This window comes from Rhizobium sp. BK060 (genome assembly GCF_014193145.1).
Lineage (GTDB): Bacteria > Pseudomonadota > Alphaproteobacteria > Rhizobiales > Rhizobiaceae > Rhizobium.
This window is the reverse complement of sequence record NZ_JACHYW010000001.1, coordinates 363,200-382,806: the sequence shown is the minus strand read 5'-3', so window position 1 is coordinate 382,806 and position 19,607 is coordinate 363,200. Positions and strand designations below refer to the sequence as shown.

Below are 19,607 nucleotides of genomic sequence, written 5' to 3'. Positions count from 1 at the left end.
TGGGACCCTCATGACCCAACTCTGCCAAAGCGGATGCGCGGGTCGATCATCGTATAGATCACGTCGACCGCGAGATTGACCAGTACGACGAAGGCCGAGAAAAGAAGAGTGGTTCCTTGGATAGTCGGAATGTCGCGCTTCTGGATCGCATCGACCGCCAAAGCGCCGAGACCTGGCAAAGAAAAGGTGACCTCGACGTAGACCGCGCCGGCCACAATGCCGACGACAATGAGCCCTGCGGCAGTGACCAGGGGAATAAGAGAATTCCTGAGCACGTAGGCAAACAAGATGCGACGCCAACTCAGGCCACGAGCCCGCGCAAACGTAACATAGTCTCGGGCCAGCTCCTCGATCATCGCCGCGCGGGTGATTTTGACGACGATCGCCATGACCGAGATCGCAAGCGCAAGCGCCGGAAGCGCTAGGTGCCAGGCACGGTCGAAGAACCCTCTTCCTGGACCGTAGGTCGGAAACCAGTTCAGCAGAACACCGAAGACATAGAGAAGGAATATACCGGTGACGAAAGCCGGCGAACTAGCGCCGAAAACGCCGAGCGCGACGACTAGCCGGTCGAGCCTCGTGCCACAGTGGAAGGCGGCGACCGCACCGAGCAGGATCCCGGGGCCGAGAACAAGAACAGTGCTCATCAAGGTAAGGAAGATCGTGACGCCGAGCCGATCCGCAATGGTGCCCGTCACCGCCCGGTTACCCTGGATGGAGACGCCGAGGTCGCCTCGCATCACCTGCGAAAGCCACTTTCCATATTGGAGGAGGAGCGGATCGTCCAAGTGGTAACGCGCGCGGATGGCTGCGAGCGTTGACGGGTCTGGCGCGCGCGTGCCAAGCAACGAATGCACTGGGTCGCCGGGCGCGATGTGGATCAGTGCGAAGACGCCGAAGGAGATCATAAGCAACAGTGGAATCGCCAGGGCGAGCCGCCGCATGATGAAGAGGACGAGGCTCGAGCCCGTCATTGGGGAGACCCGAGATTGCGCTCGAACCAGCCGATCGTGCGGCAGCGAAGCTTGCGAAGTCGTCCGAATTTCGCTTCCAAAAGGTCCATTCTGCAGACACCTTCAATCCTGGAGGAGCGCACGGGCGTCGATCCGTGGCGAAAACCATGAAAATGGCCGTGCCCAAGCAGTGCAGTGATCCTTTACGCTAGGCCGAAACCCCGTATCGCCCACGGAACACTGTACCAGAAGGCGGTGTAGCCGGTGAGCTTGTACTTTTTGTTGATCGCCATCGCCGAGTAAGGCCAGAAGATAGGCACGACTGCGACTTCCCTGTGAGCGATCTCGAACACGACCCTCAGCGCATCCGCGCGTACCTTCGGGTCAGCGTTTTCGGTGGCGAACTTCAGTTTAGCTTCGACTTGGTCGTCAATGAAGTTCGACCCGTTCATTCCACCCTTTTTCGCATTTCGCTTCGCGAAGAAGAGGTCGGGATAGCTCGCAACGTCGGCGTAATCCGGGTAGTACGCCATGATCTGCATGCCTAATTTGTCGTGGTTGATGTAGCCAGCAAACCAGGTGGCGTTGTCAACGGGCTGGATGTGGGCGCGGATACCTATCTGCCTCAGGTTCTCCACCACCGACTCCATGATGTTGACCATATAAGGATCGTCGGTCGATGCGGGGACGGTAACGTCAAAGCCGTCCGGATGGCTGGATTGTGCCAGTTCGGCCTTCGCCTTGTCCAAGTCAAAACCATAGTGCGGCAGCAACGTTGCGTAGAAGGCGCGAACGTCATCGGCCAGCACCCCGGACCACATTTCGGGTGGGTTCAATTCCGTCGCGGGCTCGCCTTTGCCCTTGAGGAGCGCTTTGACCAGGCCTTCCCGATCCACAGCATGGGCCACGGCACGACGCACGTGAATATCGTCGAACGGCGGCGCGGAATGGTCGAGAGTAAGGGCAAACACACCAAGGGACGGCCTGGCGATAATTTTGACGTTTTCCAGCGCATTCCACTGGTCGACGTCCGAGAGGGCGAGATCGAAGGCGCCGTCGATTTCGCCTTGCCGCATGGCAAGAAGGCGGGTCTGCCGATCTGGAATCGCTCGGAGAGTAATCCGATTGACCACTGGCCTCGCTCCCCAATAGTCGTCGCGCGCCTCGAGAATGACATGATCCGACGGAACGAATTCAACAAGCCTGTACGGGCCGGTCCCCAGCGGCAGAAGCTCTGGCGAGCCGATCTTCTTGTCTGCGAGCTGCTCCTTCTTGAAGACGAACCCCGCCATATGAGCAGCGGTAAAGGCGAACTGCGCGTTCGGCGCCTTCAATTTGACGATCACCTCATTGGGCGCCAGCGCCTCAACCTCCGCGACTGAATCGTAGAAAGAGGCGAGTGGCGAGTGGGAGTCCGGGCTCATGTGATACTTGAAAGTGGCGACGACATCGCCGCCCGTGAGCGGACTTCCGTCACCGAACGTGACGCCGCTGCGCAGATGATACTTGATCGTCAGTGGATCAACCTGCTCCCATTTATCAGCCGATGCAGGCTGGAGATTGAGATCGTCGCCGAAGGTTAGCGGTCCTTCCTGGACAAGCGACATGATCGCGCCAGTAGAGGTCAGCCAGGCATCCGGAATGAAAAGCGTATTCGGGATATTGGATAAAGCCCATGTAATGGCATCAATCTGCTCCCCCGCCTGTGCCAAAGACACCCTCGCGAAAGTTCCCGCCATGGAGACGGCGGCATGCGTCACTCCCGCAACTAAAACGTGACGTCGTGTCAACCCGATTGCCATTAGCTTCTCCCCATGAAAGCCGGTCCTATGTGCAAGCCGGGCGCACAGGATAAGTGATTGTCGCGCAATCAATGTCGCTTGTGAAGAAGGCGGCCGTTCGTTACGGCAAACTGCGAGAGTTTCGCGTCCCGCAACCCAACATCAAGGTTGAGCAGGACGCTTCTCAAAAGTCCATCCGACCAAGTCATTGGCCGCGTCCCCTGCTGAAAATCGGGAGCAGGCTTCAGGTGCACTAGACCAGGCGGGCGCTTGTCTTAGCCATGCACACTGCTGGAGCGCCGGGGGAACAGGTGCTAGCATACCCCCTGGAACTGATGGAAGGCTCTCATGGAATTTGACATCCGGAACCCAAGCTCAAAATCCAGCCGAGGCGGTGCCAGTGGAGGCATGACAATGACCCAAGGGGGGTATTGTGATGGCCGGGCCTGACCCCGGCCGAAAGCCGGCACAAGACGTTCGGAAGACGATAACAATTCTTATCGCCGACATTGTAGATTCCTCACGCCTTAGCCTCGCCCTCGATCCGGAGGCACTCCGGAACCTACTCGCCCGCTACTTTGATCAGATGATCGCCACTATCCAGCGGCATGGCGGAGTCGTAGAGCGATATCTCGGTGACGAGATCATGGCCGTGTTTGGTGTGCCGGTACTACACGAGGATGACGCAATACGGGCAGTATCCGCCGCTGTCGAAATGCGCGATACGCTTGCGACGCTCAACCACGAGCTTGAGACCGTTTGGGGCGTCCAACTCGCTCACCGAATTGGCCTCAACACCGGGGAGGTTTTTACTGGCATCGACAGGCAGGGACATCGATTTCTCACTGGCGAGGCAGTGCGTGTTACAAAGCGTCTCCAGGAGGCCGCAGCGCCCAACGAAATCCTGATTGGGGAAGCAACATACAAGCTGGTTCGCCACGCGGTCGTTGTAGAATCCAGTAGCGCGCGTGCGGTCAAGCACGGCGAGAAGTTCCCTGCGATCATCGTAGTGGGCCTCATCTCCCGCGCCACCGGCTTTCAACGCCGGTTCGAGGCGCCGTTCGTCGGACGCGAGCACCAGCGGACGGCGATCAGCACTATCTTTGGTGAGTTGATCAATAGTAGAACCTCTCACCTATTGACCGTGTTGGGTGAGGCCGGGGTAGGGAAATCGCGGCTTGTTTCGGAGGCCGCCGGAAGCCTTCCAAGCGAGGTAATTGTCGCACACGGCAGATGCCTGCCCTATGGCGATGGCATTGCTTATTGGCCGCTTGCGGACATCATCCGGGAGATCACACGAGCTCGAGGCGGAGACCCTAGCAAGCAGTCCGTGGCGGACCTTGCGGAAATCCTAGCTGGAGTTGATAAGGCCAAACTCATCGCCGAGCGCATAGCTGAGATTCTCGGGTTCGGCCAGGGAGACACAAGCGCCCGTGAGGAGACTTTCTGGGCCGTTCGGCGGCTTTTCGAGGTCTTTGCACGAGAACGGCCGCTGGTGGTTGTGGTCGAGGACCTCCATTGGGCCGACCCAACGTTTCTGGACCTGATCGAACATCTTGTAGATTTCTCGCGCGGTTTCCCCATCGCGATAGTTGGGTCGGCACGACCAGAATTGCTCGATACACGGCCGGATTGGGGACGTGCGAAGACAAATGCGACGACGGTCGCGCTTGAACCGCTGAGCGAGGCGGAATCCCGTGAAATGATGTCGAATCTGCTCGACCGCCTCCCGCTATCGCCCGCGGTCGAGTCAAGGATCACACGCGCCGTTGGGGGTAACCCGCTGTTTGCGGAAGAGCTTATAGCAATGCTCGTTGAAGAAGAGCTGCTCAGGCGCAATGAGGACTGTTGGGTCGCTCGCTCGGATCTCTCGGAGCTACCAGTCCCGTCGACAATTAACGCCCTTCTAGCTGCTCGACTCGAGAGTCTCCCGTCCCTTGAGCGCACCATCTTGACGGCCGCAGCAGTCGAGGGCGCAGTATTCCATCGGAGTGCCGTCAACGAGCTCGCCGACGTCGTGCTAGACGTACTGGAGGACGGTCTGCTCGCACTTGTACGCCGGGATCTGATCCGCCCGGAGGCGCCGTCGTTCGTCGGCGAGAAGGCCTATCGCTTCCGTCACGTCTTGATCCGCGACGCGGCATATCACTCCCTGCCGAAGAACGCCCGCGCCGACCTACACGAGCGCTTCGCTGCCTGGCTCGAGCCAACGGCCAAAGACCGGCTGCGCGAGTTCGAGGAGATTATCGGCTATCACCTCGAGCAGGCCTTTCAGTACCGGGTCGCGCTCGGTCCGCGCGACGAGCGCGCGGCTGCGCTTGCGCTTCGGGCGTGCGAACGGCTTAAGTCAGCCGGGCGGCGGGCGCTTGTCCGCAGCGACCTTCCTGCGGCGATCAGCCTACTCGAGCGGGTTTCCCGTCTGCTTCCCACCGATGATCCGCAGCGAATTGCGCTGCTCGCCGAGTTGAGCGGCGCTCTGATCGAAAGCGGCCGGTTGGACGATGCCGGGCGCGTATTGGAGGAGGCGGAGCGGCTTGCAACCGCCAGCAACGACCAGCGATTGGCAGCGCATGTGTTGGTCCAGCGGCAGTTCCTGCAACTCCTCCAGGGCGAGGAAGGCGCGCTGGAGAAGGCGGAACGCGCAGCGGCAGTCGTGCTCCCGGTCTTCGAGCGCCTGGGGGACGACCTCGGTCTGTGCCGTGCATGGCGGCTCGAAGCGTGGCTATTTTTCAACGCGGCACGCGGCGAGGCGGCCGCTGGGGCGTGGGAGCGCGCGGCTGCCCACGCACGACGAGCAAAGAACCTGCACGAGTACCACGAGATTCTTACGTGGATTGCGTCCTCACTTTGGTTCGGGCCGACCCCGGCCGCCGAGGGAATCCGCCGCTGTGAGGCGATGCGCGCGGACGTGGGCGAAAGCCTCGAATCAGAGGCCGCAATTCTCCGGCAGCTCGCATGCCTCAATGCAATTGCTGGCCGCTTCGAGATTGCTCGCGAGCTCATCGCGACAAGCAACGCTACCTACGCTGACCTCGGGCTCACGCTGTACGTGGCGTCCTCCGAACACGAGGCCGTCGTCGAGTTGCTCGCCGGGAACGCCGTTGCGGCCGAGAAAAGTGCCCGCGAAGCATACCGCGCGCTCGAGGAGATGGGCGAGCGAGCGTTCCGCTCGACGATGGCCGCGTCCCTCGCCGTCGTGATCCTCCAACAGGGACGCGATGAGGAGGCGGAGGGCTTTGCCAAGCTCAGTGCCGAGCTGGCTGCAAGCGGCGACCTGGTGACGCAAGTCCGTTGGCGTCGCGTGCGCGCCCGCGTGCTCGCACGTCGTGGAGAGATCCGTCAAGCGGAGGCGTTCGCACGAGAGGCATTGGCGATCGCTGAAAAGACCGACTTCGTCAACGACCGGGCCGATGCTCTAGTCGACCTTTCTCACGTGCTTGAGAGTTCGCGACAGCGGAACGCCGCGGTCGGTGCAGCGTCTGCAGCATTGCATCTATACCAACTCAAGGGAAACATAGTGGCCGCGGAAGCGACCCAACGCTACCTGCGCAAACTCGCGAGTATCTGACCCCTAACGGAGGGAAGCACTCGTCTCTACCAAGTGAGACGGCCTCTCAAAATCATCGACCGTGTCGTGCCTTAGAGGAATGGCACTCGGTTCCGAAGGCTTCGAGGAGTATCAACCCATCGTCTTCGACATATACACAACGATTTCCGCGATCTATTCGAGGGTTTCGAAAATCTCGTCCAGCTTCTTTTTGACGCTGGCCTTGTCGCCGTAAGGAAAGGACGAGTCATTGCCTTTCGACCCTCCGACATTTTCGTCAGTGCCAGTGTCATCGTTGACGATGACACGATAGTCGCCCTTTTCCGATTTCACGATGGTGATCGTTACGTCCTTCATTTTGCGTTCTCCTCTTTCTTGTCGGACACGAGGCAAAACACGCGGACGGGAAATGTGTTGATCGGGCAAGGAGCCGCGTATCCTATTGCCTTCGGGAGATTCTCCGACACCGATACTTCGGCATGCTAATACACAAGTTCAATTGGATCTTCAGACCACCAGATATAGCCATTCTGATTACCGTCTTTCCAATAGACGAGCGCTATACCTACCGCTGGTCCTGGCTGGAATGTTCCCCGATTATAGAGCCGAGTGTTTGCAATCCACTTGCCTGCTACCGCGAAGGCACCACTGGATTCCGATCCGTAGTAGGTCTGGGCACTCCCGGTGCTCGACTGGACTATCCAGGCGTCGACCCACTTCGGCTTCTGGTTGGCAGTCAAATCGAGCGGACCCTTTGCAAGTTCGACACGACCATTGGTTATTTTCTGCACGGCGTCCCAATTGGCTGGCATGACTGATCTCCAATCGCAGTAGGGGCAACGCGCCCGAAATCATAAACAAGAGATTAAGCACGCCGTCCAATATGTCCGATTTTTCTGAAATGAGCTATATAAAAACTAACGTCGAATAACATGTAATTTGCATAACTTGATACCATCGCACTAGATTAACGTTTATTACAACAATAGTATGGCCAATAGTGAAATCTCGTCTTCGTTTTATACTCGTTTGCACATCGACATTATTTCATTCTATATATCATTTATGTAGCTCTTGGCTGCATGGAATAGAGAACCCTTGTATCGCACCCGGTCCGTAAGAAACCGTTCAGAACCAGCTTGGCTTTGAGACTGCCACTGAGCAAGGCGTAACGACGCAAACCTGACTCCGACCTTCTGGTTAACTTCATACCTGCTTTTCATCTATTTACTACACGCAGATCCGCAATAGCTCAGCTCACCGGCACGTGAAAGTCAGGCCCCGCAGCACCGGTGAATGCTGTAGTCGTGATTGCGTGCGTTCTGGAACGGGTGGTGTGTCGATTTTCAGCAGCCAACGGCGCTGGTATGGCCGCACCCGCGTCGGAGGTGCGGGATCGGGCGATCTCATAGGGCTCGGCTGTCGTACGCCCATTGAAGCAGCGCCAGTCGCGGGGCTCGCAGTGGCAACAGAGCTGCGAGAACATTTGGCTAGACGAGCAGCGTTTGTTTTTCGATGAGATTGCGCCAAGCCGCGACGTCTGGGACGTAAGCTTCTGCTGCGGTTCCTGTCAGATCGCCCGTCGCAAAGCGATTGACGCCATAGACTTGTTAACGACGCTGTCGATGCTCAACACGGGTTACAAGACGCGCTACCTGAATGAGCGCCTGTTGATGGGCTGGCTGCCGAAAACCTGACCGGCTATTTTGTCCAGCGTGAGCAATGGTGCGAGGGCGGATCGCGGCGAGCTCACGACGGCACTGGACGACTTCCTGCCGCCTTTTCCCGGCTTCTTTCAATATTTCCCGAACCGGCGGAACATGGCGCCCAAACTGCGCGCTTATTGACCATGTTCGAGGGCACAGGCGAGCCGTTCCAGGCACAACGCAAGGCGCCCGGTGGCCCATTCGTGAGTGAGGATGACCCGCAAACAACAGTGACAGCCCGACAGGTTCAGGGTCAAACTGGCGAAGTAGCGGGTTTGTAAGCTGAATATGTCGATAAAAGCCAATTTCATCGACATGTTCTCGCAACAGGTCGTCGCCATCGACACATCAGCATGACGTGTCGACAAATCTGCGGACGCCGACATGTCATTCGATCCCAAACGGCCTCACAACGACCTGCCTTCCCTCCCCCGGGGCAATCGCTTAGGGCGTCGTTCCGCCCTCACCGGAACGACCCCTTATAGCGAGATCAGACGGGCTTTCGAGCCGCGACGAAGCGGTTCATGGCATCGAAAGAGAAGGCCGCAATCGGCAGGCCGGTCCCACCCTCCAGTGCCAGGTCGGCGAGAATTTCGCCAACGACGCTAGTGAACTTGAAGCCATGCCCGGAACAGGGTGAGGCGACGACCACATTCGGATTGCCAGGCACGAGGTCAAGCAGGAAATCCTCGCTCGGCAGCATCGTATAGCGGCATGTCACCGCCTTGACGCGTAGCCCGGCGGCGGCAGGCACGCGCTTGGTGATAAAGCCATCGAGCAGTGCCGTGTCGGCATCATTGACCGGCGGATTGGGCTGGTTCGGGTCGATCGGCTCACGAAAATGCGCATGCCGGCCGACCTTCACGCCATCGACGCCGATTGCCGGGAAGCCAAAATACGAACCCTCCATCCCCTCGTCCCTCAGGAAACAGGGCATGCGCTGCGGTTCGGTCGCGAACCCGTCGCGCGGCTGATACCAGGCAACGACCTGGCGGATCGGGACAGCATGCTCTCTCAGTTGCGGAACGAGCTCGCCAATCCAGGAGCCGGTGGCGACCACGACTTTCCTGGCGCGATACTGGCCGACCGCAGAACGGATCGTCACACCACCATCCCCCGGCTCGATAGCGGTTGCCCGCTCGCCAAAGTGAAGGACCGCACCGTCCTCGGCCGCCAGTTTGAGATAACCCATCACGGCAGCCTCGGGTCTGAGATAGCCGCCCTGGGGATCAAGGACGGCGATTTCCTCATCGCCCAGCTGAAAGGCAGGAAACCGACGCGCCATATCCGCCTTGTCGAGAACCTCGTGCGGTAACCCATGCATCCTGCAGGACGCGCGCGTTCCCGCAACGATCTTGCTATCCGCAGTGCCAATTTGAAGGACGCCCGTGATCGTCAATATGTCTGCGCGAAGCTTGGCCTCCAAAGCGCGCCAGTTTCGATAGGCACGCTGCAGCAGCGGTACATAGGAAGGATCCTCGAAATAGCCGAGCCGAATGAGGCGGCTATCTCCATGTGAGGAACTGAGCGCATGGGCCGGAAAATAGGCATCGATCCCGATCGTCCTGGCGCCCCGCGCTGCAAGCAAGGAAAGGGCCGCACTCCCCATGGCGCCAAGCCCGATCACGGCGACGTCGAATTCAGCTGTCATGGCTCATACTCACATCAGTTCGGGCGGCACTTCGTGACGGATAAGGGTCCGAAGCGCCTCTATGTCGCCGGCAAGAGGACGATCGTCGCCGTAGTGGGCAACGACATGGCGTACCGCACTATGGATTGCGTCCGTCCCTTTGGCGCGCGCAGCCGTTGGCGCCAGGAAGTCGTGCGCCTGGGCGGCGGCCATCAACTCGATCGCGAGAATGTATTCTGCGTTGTCCGTCACCGAGAGAAGCTTGTTCGCCGCAGCCGTCGGGTGCGCAAGAAAGTCCTCCTGCAGGCCGGAGGTCAGGCCACCATCGGTGGAGGCCGGTGCGGCCATCCTACGGTTCTCGTTGCTCAGCGCAGCCGCAGTGTATTGCGCGATCATGAAGCCGGAGTTGCTGCCGGCATCGCTCGCCAAAAATGGCGGCAGACCGCTGACCAGTGGATTGACGAGCCGGTCCATACGACGCTCGCTCATGGCCGATATCTGCGCAAGCGCGATCGCCAGGCTGTCGGCGGCTTGTGAAAGCGCAGGCGCGACAGCGTGCGCCTCTGAGGAGACAACCGGATTTTCGGGCGTGCCTGAAACCGCCGGGTTGTCGGTCACTGAGGCAAGCTCGCGATCGACAACGTCGGACGCGTTATCAAAGACGTCGCGTGCAGCGCCGTGCGCATGCGGGACCGAGCGCAGGCTCAGTGCATCCTGTGTCCGCTTTCCGAGCGCTGCTGCGATCAGGTCGCTACCATCCAGAAGTCGTCGCAGCGAAGCGCCGACTTTCGCGATTCCGCGCGATGGGCGCAGCGCCAAGACGGCTTCGTCAAAAGCCGCCATCTGGCACCCTGCCGCCTCCAGCGTCAGGGCCGCGACCGCATCGGCCCAGTCGAGCAGATGGCTGGCGCGTGCCAGGGCGACACTGGCTAGGCCTGTTGCACAGGCCGTACCATTGACAAGGCTCAATCCTTCCTTCGCACCGAGCACGAGCGGCTGAAGGCCGATCGCATTCAGGGCCTCGCGGCCATTCATTCGCTTGCCCGCGACCGATGCACGCCCCTCGCCGATCAGGACGAGTGCCGTGTGGGCATTGTGCGTCAGGTAACCGGCCGAGCCCTTAGATGGGATATCCGGCACGCAGTCCCGTTCCAGAAATGCCGCCAGATGACGGATGATATCCGCACGCACGCCGGAATGCCCGTGCGAAAAATTGGCGATTTGCGCAGCGATGATCGCTCGAACCTCGCGCGGCGCCAACAGCTCGCCGACCCCGCAGGCATGGCTCAGGATAATGTTGCGCGACAGCCGGCTCTGGGAGGCGCGATCGACCACCGTATCGGAGAGAGCGCCGACACCTGTATTGATGCCGTAGGCACGCACGCCGGTTTCGACGATCCGTTCGACGATGCGGCTGGCATTGTCCACGCGAGCCCAGGCAGCAGGCGAAAGCGCAAGCGTCTCGCCTGCTGCGACGCGTGCCACGTCGCGCCAGCCGATCCGTGTGTCGATGGTGATGGTCATTGTCCGCTTCCGAAATGGCCGATGAACTGGCGAAAGGCGGGCGAGGCGCCGCCACCGAACATCTCGTCCGGCGCGCCACTGCTTTCGACCAGGCCTTCCTTCATGAAGACAACCCGGTTGGAGACGTTGCGGGCAAAGCTCATCTCGTGGGTGACCACCAACATGGTCATCCCCTCCTCGGCAAGCGCGCGCATGACACGCAACACCTCGCCGACGAGTTCGGGATCGAGGGCGGAGGTCGGCTCATCGAAAAGCATGACCTTCGGCTTCATCGCGAGCGCGCGGGCAATTGCGGCACGCTGCTGCTGGCCGCCGGAGAGATGTGCTGGATAGGCATGTCGCTTGTCGGCTATGCCGACCTTTTCCAAGAGCACCTCTGCTTCGGCGATGCATTCGGCGCGCGGACGCTTAAGGACATGAACCGGTCCCTCGATCACATTCTGCAGGATCGTCATGTGCGACCAGAGATTGAAGGACTGGAAAACCATGCCGAGTTCCGAGCGGATGTGGTCGACCTGTTTCTGGCTTGCGGGGCGGCTCGCGCCGCCCTTGTGGATCATGCGGATCTGCTCGCCATCCACCCAGATCTCGCCGTCGGTTGCTATCTCCAGCAGGTTGATGCAACGCAGGAAGGTCGATTTTCCGGAGCCGGAGGCCCCGAGCAGGGAGATGACGTCGCCATCCTGAGCATCGAGCGAGATGCCACGCAGGACCTCATGCGTGCCGAAGCTCTTGCGGATGTTGCGGACGGAAAGTCGGGTAACGCCTGGCATTGAAAGCTCCAATCGTGTCCGTTCCGCTCTTAGGCTTTCAACGCCGGCGGGATCGCACGGCGGTGTCGCGAGAGCGAATACTCGAGCAGGGACATCGCCTGCAGAATGATGAAGTTGAGAACGAGGTAGATGATGGCCGCACAGAGGAATACTTCCATCGTCCGGTAGGTCTGCGAGATCAGGCGCTGCGCCACGCCGGTCACTTCCCATACCGTGACCAGGCTTGCGAGCGCGGTCGATTTCATCATCAGGACGATCTCGGTGGAATAGGCCGGCAGCGCGTGACGGAAGGCGATCGGCGCTAGAATGCGGCGCACGAGCAGCGCGCCGGACATGCCGATCGAGCGAGCGGCCTCGATCTCACGTGGCGAGACGGCGCGAATGCCACCGCGGAAAATTTCAGCGGAGTAGCCTGCGGTGCACAGCGCCAGAGAAAGCACTGCGCAAACGAACGGTTCGCGCAAGAACGGCCAGAGGAAGGAATAGCGGATGAAACCGAACTGGCCAAGGCCGTAGAAGACGAGGAACATCTGGATCAGCAGCGGCGAGCCGCGAAAGACGAAGATGTATCCCTTGGCAATCGCCGACAGCACCGGATTGCCGCCGACGCGCATCCAGACGATCAGGAGCGCTAGAAGGCCACCAAAGAAGACCGATAGGGAAAACAGAGCCAAGGTCATCGGGACGGCCTTGAGCAGGGTAGTCATCGTTTGAGCAAGAAAAGCGAAATCCATGGTGCTACCTCACGCCTTTCCCATGGCCGCCGTCGGCATGCTGCGATTGGCGCGTCGCTCGGCGCCATTGAAGACCCGGTCAGACAGGCTCGTCAGGATCAGATAGAGGATCCCGCCGACGATGAAGAACAGGAAATATTGTCGCGTGGAACCGGCAGCGACCTGACTGGTGCGCATCAGTTCCGCCAGGCCAGTCACCGAGATCAATGCCGAATCCTTAAGGCTGAGCTGCCAGACGTTGCCGAGACCAGGGATCGCCAAACGCAGCACCTGTGGGATAATGATCCGACGAAACCGCACGCCACGATGCATACCAATGGCAGATGCCGCCTCCAACTCGCCCTTGGAAATGGCAAGGTAGGCTCCGCGGAAAACTTCCGCCTGATAGGCACCGGAGATGATGCCCACAGCTAGTGCACCCGCGAGGAAGGAGGGCAGCCCGAGGAAGCCCTCGTAGCCCATCGCCTTGCCGATCGAGGTGACCGCGGAGGAACCTCCAAAATAGATGAGATAGATGATGAGCAGTTCCGGCACGCCGCGAAAGACGGTCGTGTAGACGTTACCGAGCGCGACGAGCGACGCCTTGCCGGATAGCTTGGCCGCAGAGATTGTCGCACCGAGCACGGCTCCGATCGCAAGCGCGCTTGCAGTCACGGCGAGTGTAATCAACGTGGCGAGCAGAAGCAGCGCGCCCCATCCGGTCGAACCGAATCCAATCAGTTCCAGTGTTGCCATATCACGTTCCCCGCGCCCGCCGCTGTCTCGGCGGTGTCAGAATAGCATGCGGCCCCCGGCATTGAAGCCGGAGACCGGGACGTCCGGCCTCCGCCGGAAATCAGTTCTGCGGGCTGACGTCGACCTTGAACCACTTCATCGACAGGTTCTTCACGGTGCCGTCGGCCAGCGCCGACTTGATCGCTTCGTTGAACTTGTCGCGAAGGTCGGTATCTGCCTGACGGATACCGAGGCCTTCACCTTCGCCCCAGATCGAGCCAACGATTTCAGGGCCGGTAAAGGCCAGCGTATCGTTTGCGGACTGGAAAGCATTGGCGAAGTAGACGGCATCGTCGAAGCCGAGATCGATACGGCCGTTCTGCAGATCGAGATCGCGGTCGGCACCGGTCTTGTATTCGCGGATTTCTGCGATGTCGCCGAAATTGTCGTAAACGAACTTGGCATAGACGGTGGCGGCCTGAATGCCGATCGTCTTGCCCTTGAAGGCTTCCTTCAGCGCATCCACTTCCTTAACGCCGGTCTGGCCGGGCGTCATCTTGATCGTTGCTCCGGTGCCGGCTGCGTTGGCAAGCGGGCTATCCTTGGCCGTCGCAAAGGCTGCCGGCGTCGCAGCGTAGGGGATCGTGAAACCAATGACCTTCTTGCGGTCTTCGGTGATCGACAGTGCATCCATGATGACGTCGAACTTGCCGGCATTGAGCGCAGGAATCATGCCGTCCCAGTCGGAAGCGACGAGCTTGCATTCGATCTTGGCGCGTTCGCACAGAACTTTGGCAAGCTCTGGTTCGAAGCCGCCGAGCGTGCCGTCGGCATTGGTCATGTTCCAAGGCGCATAGGCGCCCTCAAGTGTAATGGTGGCAGTCTTCCAGTCCTTGGCGGCGACAGGAGCGGCGAAGGCCGAAAGCGCAAAGGCGCTGGAAAGAAGAAGCGCGCTGAATTTCATTGGTTCTATCTCCTCTGAAGTGACGATTGACCTTGGGTCCGACACCGGTCTTCGCCGGCTTGCCCGATGCCGACCTTTGCTGGTCGAGCTTTCGAGAGGTTGTATAGGGTACCATATGAGATATTTTGTGTTATGCAAGAGGAAAGTCGATTTATCGAGCGGATTCCGCCGTTGCAAAAGGAATAGGCAATGAAGCGTCCAAGCGAGATGAAGAGGGATAACGATACCGCACCGCTCTACGCCGGTGTCAAGCAGATGATACTCGACCGCATCCACAGCGGCGAGTGGCCTCCGAAGCATCGCGTGCCTTCCGAAAACGAATTGGTCACGGAGCTTGGCGTAAGCAAGATGACCGCCAACCGGGCGCTGCGTGAACTCGCAAGCGAGGGCGAGCTGGTTCGTATTCAGGGCGTTGGCTCCTTTGTCGCGGAGCGCAAGGGCTACTCGGCCTTGTTCGAGGTGCGCAACATCGCCGAAGAGATTGCTGAGCGCGGCCACGTGCATGAGGCCGCGGTGGTGATTTTAGCCCAGGAAGCAGCCTCTCCAGAGACGGCGGACGCGCTGGAGCTCGATATCGGCGCACCCGTCTTTCACTCCTTGATCGTGCACAGCGAAAACGGCGTGCCGGTGCAGATCGAAGACCGTTTCGTCAATCCGGCAGCGGCCCCTGACTACCTGGCGCAGGATTTTGCCTCGCTGACACCCAACGCCTATCTGACGGCGGCCGCCCCGCTCAGCGGATCCGAACACATTGTCGAGGCAGCGATGCCGCAGTCCTGGGAGTGCAAGCTCTTGACCATCCTCAAGAACGAACCATGCCTGGCGATCCGCCGCCGGACCTGGTCAGGGCGCCACGTCGTCTCTACGGCCCGTCTCATCTATCCCGGCAACCGCTACCGGCTGGAGGCCCGCACCGGAAAGGTGTTTGAGGAATAGCCTCAGTTGTATATGGAACATGTGTGCGTTTCCGCACTTGACTAGCCAATCCGCGGATAGCCAAGTGCGACGGCCTTGCGTTCCAAATCCACAAGAGGCTCATAGTCTGCTTCGGAAAGGGTGACAAAATCCGAAAGCGAAAGCGTTTCGCGGACGCGCGCCAAGGAGGGCTCGGTGATCGCCGATTGAAGCGCATCGCGCAGTTGCTCGACCTCGCGATCCGAGGCGCCGCTGGAGGTAATGAAGGGCAGTCCAGGAGCGCTGGCCGTCTCGGCAAGAATGCGCAGACTGGCAAGCCTCTCCGGCGCAAAGCGCCCTATGTTGGCGTAGGTCACACAATCGATTGCGGCAACGTCGGCCCTGCCGGCCGCGACTGCAGCGATGCTCGCCCCATGGCCGCCGGTCTCGATCACCTCGGAAAAGAAGTGTCCACCTTCAGCGAGTGGGGCTATCTCGGCACGGAAGAGATTGCTGCCCGAGTTGCTCTCATGGCTGTTGACTGCGGCACGCAAACCGCGGAGCTCTACAAGCGATCGAGCTGCCGCATTCTTATGAACGACAATGAAACTGCGCATTAAGGGGCCCTCGCAGCCGGGCAGATCGTAGATTGGCGTTGCGACCAGACGAACGGAGCTGCGCAGTCGCTTCGCATAGGGATAACCGCAGGTCTGCGCGAGGATGAGATCTGGATAGAGCCAGGCTTCGTCGTAGGACAACGAACGATCGAGTTCCGTTGGCACGTCGGACAACCCGGCCTCTTCTCGAAGGTAGCCGCTGATGTAGCGCCAGAGCGCAGCAGTCGCCTCCATCAACGGCGGTGGATCGACATACATCGACAGGCTGGCGAGGCGCATTTTCCAAGTCTCTTCGTTGACGCGCCGCGAACATAGTCACGCGCCGACGAATTGCCAATGATATCAGTCAGCGTTGCACATCGAGCCCGATATCCAGCGTTGGGGCGCTGTGCGTACACCAGCCAACCGACACGAGATCAACACCGGAGGCGGCGATTGCAGCGACTGTTGCGGGCGTTACCCGACCCGAGGCCTCGGTGATCGCACGGCCGTTGACGATTGCGACCGCTTCGCGCAGTTGCGTCGGCGTCATATTATCGAGCAGGACTGCATCGACGCCCTCTTCCATAGCCTCCCGCAGCTGCAAAAGCGTGTCCACCTCGACCTCGATCTTGACCATGTGCCCGACGCCAGCGCGGGCGCGGGCGATCGCCGCGGCAACGCCGCCAGCAATGGCTACGTGATTGTCCTTGATCAGGACGGCATCATGAAGTGCAAACCGATGGTTCATGCCGCCACCTGCGCGAACTGCATATTTTTCCAGAGCCCGCAGCCCGGGCGTCGTCTTGCGGGTGCAGGCAATCGATGCCTTCGTGCCGCTGACAGCTTCGACCAAGCTTGCCGTCACCGTCGCAATGCCAGACAGGTGTCCAAGAAAATTGAGCGCGGTGCGCTCCCCCGTCAGCAAGCCGCGCGAAGGCCCGGTGATCGTGGCAATGGTGTCGCCGGGTTCGACGCGCGACCCGTCCTCCATGTGGCGGGTCATCGTGATTGCGGCCTCGACGAGCTGGAAGGCGAGCTCGGCGGCGTCGAGACCGGCAATGACACCAGGCTGCCGCGCGACCATGACCAAAGACGAGCGATGATCCGCCGGGATAACGGCGGCCGAAGTGATATCGCCGGCTAGGCCCAGATCTTCGACAAGGGCCGCGCGCACCAGCGGTTCGATGACAAGGCGCGGCAAAGGGGCAAGAGACATGTCAGGCACTCCGGGCAAAAGAATGGGTCTCGGCACGCGCGACGTCGAGCACATCGGCGAGCGTCATGAAACGGCGTTCGGCAAGCGGCAGCTGCAGTGGAAAATCGGTGCGCGCGTGTGCGCCGCGGCTCTCCTTGCGCAGCATTGCAAAGACAGCAATCGTCAACGCAACAATCGCCGGATCGGCGGCAGGGCCGCAGGCTTCGGCGAGCGGCAACAGGGCCGCGATTGCTCCCTGGAGAGCCCCGGCGTTACGCAGCACGCCAAGGTGGCGCGACACGATCGTGCGCACGCACGAGGCATCTGGCGCTGACACAGGCGGCACTTCCGGCACCGCCCAAACCCGACCCGTCGACGTCCCGCCAAGATCACGGGCAGCCCGCATGCCGAGCGCGGCCGCCTCAAGCAACGAGTTGCTGGCCAGACGATTGGCGCCATGCAGCCCGGTCGAGGCCGCCTCGCCGACCACCCACAGGCCTGGAACCGAGCTGCGTCCCGCCAAATCGGTCGCAACTCCGCCCATGTGGTAGTGAACTGCAGGGCGCACCGGTATGAGATCGATTGCCGGATCGATGCCGGCCTCACGGCATAGCGCCTGGATTGTCGGAAATCGGAGTGCAAAGCGATCGCCGAGCGCGCAACGGGCATCCAAGAAGACATGCCGCCCCAGTGAAATTTCTGCGCTGATGGCGCGCGCAACAACGTCGCGCGGCGCCAGTTCTCCTCCATCGATGCCCGACATAAAGCGTTCGCCCCTGTCGTTGACGAGGACGGCGCCCTCGCCGCGCACCGCCTCGCTGACGAGCGCCAGCGGCCGGCGCGCAGAATCAAGACCCGTCGGGTGAAATTGCACGAATTCCATGTCGGCAAGGCGCGCCCCTGCCCTGGCCGCCAGCGCAAGTCCCTGGCCGAAATTGCACATGGGATTGGTCGTCGCGTCATAGAGCCCGCCGATGCCACCCGTCGCCAGCACCACCCTGTTGGTCATGATGGCGGCAATCTGCGCGCGTCTGGAAACAATCAGACCGTTGACTGAGCCGTCATGGACCATAAGCGAGCGCAACTCGGTTGCTTGAAGTACCGTGATCGAAGGCGTGTTGGCGACCGCTCGTACGAAAGCGGCAACAATCGCAGCACCAGACCCGTCGCCTGACGCATGCACGATGCGTCGACGCGAATGCGCGGCCTCCAGACCAAGTACCAGCCTCCCCAGGCCGTCCCTGTCGAAAGCGACGCCGGCACGCTCCAGGGCTGCAATGGCGGCTGGGCCCTCAGCGATAATCTCGGATGCAGCATGCGGATCACACAGCCCGTCGCCGGCAGCAAGCGTATCGGAAAGGTGTAACTTAGCGCTGTCATCCTCACCAAGACTGGCCGCGATTCCGCCTTGCGCCCAGGCGCTTGATGTCTGCGTCCCAATGGCACCGCGGGTGATGAGAACGACGGGCTGCGGCGCGAGCGTCAATGCCGTCATCAGGCCGGCGAGCCCGCTTCCAACGACGACAACCTGTCCGCTCAACGCGTCGAGAAGCTCGGTCATATCGCAAGCATCCGCTCGACGGCGCGCCGGGCGGCGACGGCAATGTCAGGGTCGACCGTTACCTCGTGGCGATTTTCCTCCAGTGCGGTACGGATGTTGGCGAGCGTGATCCGCTTCATGTGCGGACAAAGATTGCAGGGACGGATGAACTCGACATCGGGATGATGCACCGCGACGTTGTCGCTCATCGAGCACTCGGTCAAGAGAACCACGCGGGCCGGACGCTGCTGCCCGACGAAATCGGACATCACTGCGGTCGATCCGGCGAAGTCCGCCTCGGCGACGACATCTGGCGGACATTCAGGATGCGCCAACACGGTTACACCAGGATAATTCTCGCGCAACTGCCTGACGTCATCGGCCGTAAACAGTTCGTGGACTTCACAATGTCCATGCCAAGCAAGTACCTCGACCATCGTTTCGCGTGCAACGTTACGGGCGAGATACTCGTCCGGGATCATTAGCACCCGCGGTACACCGAGAGACTCGACGACCTGCTTGGCGTTCCCGGATGTGCAGCAGATATCGGATGCTGCCTTCACGGCCGCGGAGGTATTCACATAGGTGATAATAGGCACTCCGGGGTGCGCTTCGCGCAGAAGCGCCACGTCCTGCGGCGTGATCGAATCCGCTAGCGAGCAGCCCGCCCCCATATCCGGGATGAGCACTGTCTTGTTAGGATTGAGGAGCTTGGCCGTTTCGGCCATGAAATGCACCCCGGCAAGCACGATGACGTCAGCCTCGACGTCGATCGCCTTGCGCGCCAGCGCCAAGCTGTCACCGACGATATCGGCGACGCCGTGGAAAATCTCCGGCGTCTGGTAATTGTGTGCGAGAATGACGGCGTTGCGCTGCCGCTTCAGCTTAAGGATCGCCTCGACGTCATCTTCGAACGACATCCACTCCGCCTTGGGAATGACGCGGCGAACGCGCTCATAAAGGGAGGACGCGGAAACGCTGTGGTTCATGGCCGACTCCTGCTTATGCTCTATCTGAGTATATCATGGGCCCATGGATATTCTCATACTGAGC

Annotated in this window: 17 protein-coding genes and 1 pseudogene; 3 read left to right on the top strand and 15 right to left on the bottom strand. The window is 60.5% G+C overall.

Annotated elements, in window-relative coordinates; all coding sequences use genetic code 11:
* Positions 1-8: 8 nt before the first annotated feature.
* Entirely contained in the window at positions 9-974 is a 966-nt protein-coding gene (locus tag FHT71_RS01770; RefSeq protein ID WP_132588005.1) for an ABC transporter permease, read from the bottom strand.
* Between the two features lie 182 nt (positions 975-1,156).
* Positions 1,157-2,755 (bottom strand): ABC transporter substrate-binding protein, encoded by a 1,599-nt coding sequence (locus tag FHT71_RS01765; RefSeq protein WP_132588006.1) that lies wholly within the window; start codon positions 2,753-2,755, stop codon positions 1,157-1,159.
* A gap of 415 nt (positions 2,756-3,170) precedes the next feature.
* Between FHT71_RS01765 and FHT71_RS01760 the strand changes: the two genes are divergently transcribed.
* A complete protein-coding gene (locus FHT71_RS01760; RefSeq protein WP_132588007.1) occupies positions 3,171-6,302 on the top strand; it encodes an AAA family ATPase in 3,132 nt (1,043 codons plus the stop codon).
* Between the two features lie 153 nt (positions 6,303-6,455).
* Here the strand turns inward: FHT71_RS01760 and FHT71_RS01755 are convergent, their stop codons facing one another.
* Both FHT71_RS01755 and FHT71_RS01750 read right to left on the bottom strand, forming a co-directional pair.
* Positions 6,456-6,638, bottom strand: a complete 183-nt coding sequence (locus tag FHT71_RS01755) for a hypothetical protein (protein ID WP_132588008.1) — start codon at positions 6,636-6,638, stop codon at positions 6,456-6,458.
* A 125-nt stretch (positions 6,639-6,763) separates the two neighbouring features.
* Positions 6,764-7,093: a hypothetical protein gene (locus tag FHT71_RS01750; protein WP_132588009.1), complete on the bottom strand. Its 330-nt coding sequence runs from the start codon at positions 7,091-7,093 to the stop codon at positions 6,764-6,766.
* 666 nt (positions 7,094-7,759) lie between these two features.
* Between FHT71_RS01750 and FHT71_RS01745 the strand changes: the two are divergent.
* Positions 7,760-8,019 (top strand): annotated as a pseudogene (locus FHT71_RS01745) (Curdlan synthase); the annotation flags it as partial.
* A 102-nt stretch (positions 8,020-8,121) separates the two neighbouring features.
* Here the strand turns inward: FHT71_RS01745 and FHT71_RS01740 are convergent.
* The 7 genes from FHT71_RS01740 to FHT71_RS01710 all read right to left on the bottom strand — a co-directional run bounded on the left by FHT71_RS01740 (position 8,122) and on the right by FHT71_RS01710 (position 14,326).
* Positions 8,122-8,373 carry a hypothetical protein gene (locus FHT71_RS01740; RefSeq protein ID WP_165933022.1) on the bottom strand — a complete coding sequence of 84 codons (252 nt, stop codon included), beginning with the start codon at positions 8,371-8,373 and terminating at the stop codon, positions 8,122-8,124.
* 104 nt (positions 8,374-8,477) lie between these two features.
* On the bottom strand, positions 8,478-9,638 hold the full coding sequence (gene solA, locus FHT71_RS01735; protein ID WP_132588010.1) for an N-methyl-L-tryptophan oxidase: 1,161 nt from the start codon (positions 9,636-9,638) through the stop codon (positions 8,478-8,480).
* 9 nt (positions 9,639-9,647) lie between these two features.
* Positions 9,648-11,141: a histidine ammonia-lyase gene (hutH, locus tag FHT71_RS01730; protein ID WP_132588011.1), complete on the bottom strand. Its 1,494-nt coding sequence runs from the start codon at positions 11,139-11,141 to the stop codon at positions 9,648-9,650.
* Positions 11,138-11,914 carry an ATP-binding cassette domain-containing protein gene (locus FHT71_RS01725; protein WP_007795667.1) on the bottom strand — a complete coding sequence of 259 codons (777 nt, stop codon included), beginning with the start codon at positions 11,912-11,914 and terminating at the stop codon, positions 11,138-11,140. Before FHT71_RS01725 ends, hutH begins: the two co-directional genes overlap by 4 nt.
* A gap of 29 nt (positions 11,915-11,943) precedes the next feature.
* Complete coding sequence (locus FHT71_RS01720; protein WP_007795665.1) at positions 11,944-12,648, bottom strand: ABC transporter permease subunit; 705 nt, start codon at positions 12,646-12,648, stop codon at positions 11,944-11,946.
* A gap of 9 nt (positions 12,649-12,657) precedes the next feature.
* Positions 12,658-13,383 carry an ABC transporter permease subunit gene (locus FHT71_RS01715; RefSeq protein WP_007795662.1) on the bottom strand — a complete coding sequence of 242 codons (726 nt, stop codon included), beginning with the start codon at positions 13,381-13,383 and terminating at the stop codon, positions 12,658-12,660.
* Between the two features lie 100 nt (positions 13,384-13,483).
* A complete protein-coding gene (locus FHT71_RS01710) occupies positions 13,484-14,326 on the bottom strand; it encodes a transporter substrate-binding domain-containing protein (protein WP_007795659.1) in 843 nt (280 codons plus the stop codon).
* A gap of 189 nt (positions 14,327-14,515) precedes the next feature.
* Here FHT71_RS01710 and hutC point away from each other — a divergent pair, with 189 nt between their 5' ends.
* Entirely contained in the window at positions 14,516-15,262 is a 747-nt protein-coding gene (hutC, locus tag FHT71_RS01705; RefSeq protein ID WP_132588012.1) for a histidine utilization repressor, read from the top strand.
* A gap of 41 nt (positions 15,263-15,303) precedes the next feature.
* Here the strand turns inward: hutC and FHT71_RS01700 are convergent, their stop codons facing one another.
* The 4 genes from FHT71_RS01700 to nadA form a co-directional block, all read right to left on the bottom strand.
* Positions 15,304-16,116: a PhnD/SsuA/transferrin family substrate-binding protein gene (locus FHT71_RS01700; RefSeq protein ID WP_132588013.1), complete on the bottom strand. Its 813-nt coding sequence runs from the start codon at positions 16,114-16,116 to the stop codon at positions 15,304-15,306.
* Between the two features lie 67 nt (positions 16,117-16,183).
* Positions 16,184-17,035 carry a carboxylating nicotinate-nucleotide diphosphorylase gene (gene nadC / locus FHT71_RS01695; RefSeq protein ID WP_183718755.1) on the bottom strand — a complete coding sequence of 284 codons (852 nt, stop codon included), beginning with the start codon at positions 17,033-17,035 and terminating at the stop codon, positions 16,184-16,186.
* A 1-nt stretch (position 17,036) separates the two neighbouring features.
* Positions 17,037-18,575, bottom strand: a complete 1,539-nt coding sequence (locus FHT71_RS01690; protein WP_132588014.1) for an L-aspartate oxidase — start codon at positions 18,573-18,575, stop codon at positions 17,037-17,039.
* Entirely contained in the window at positions 18,572-19,543 is a 972-nt protein-coding gene (gene nadA / locus FHT71_RS01685; RefSeq protein ID WP_132588015.1) for a quinolinate synthase NadA, read from the bottom strand. Before nadA ends, FHT71_RS01690 begins: the two co-directional genes overlap by 4 nt.
* Positions 19,544-19,607 lie beyond the last annotated feature (64 nt).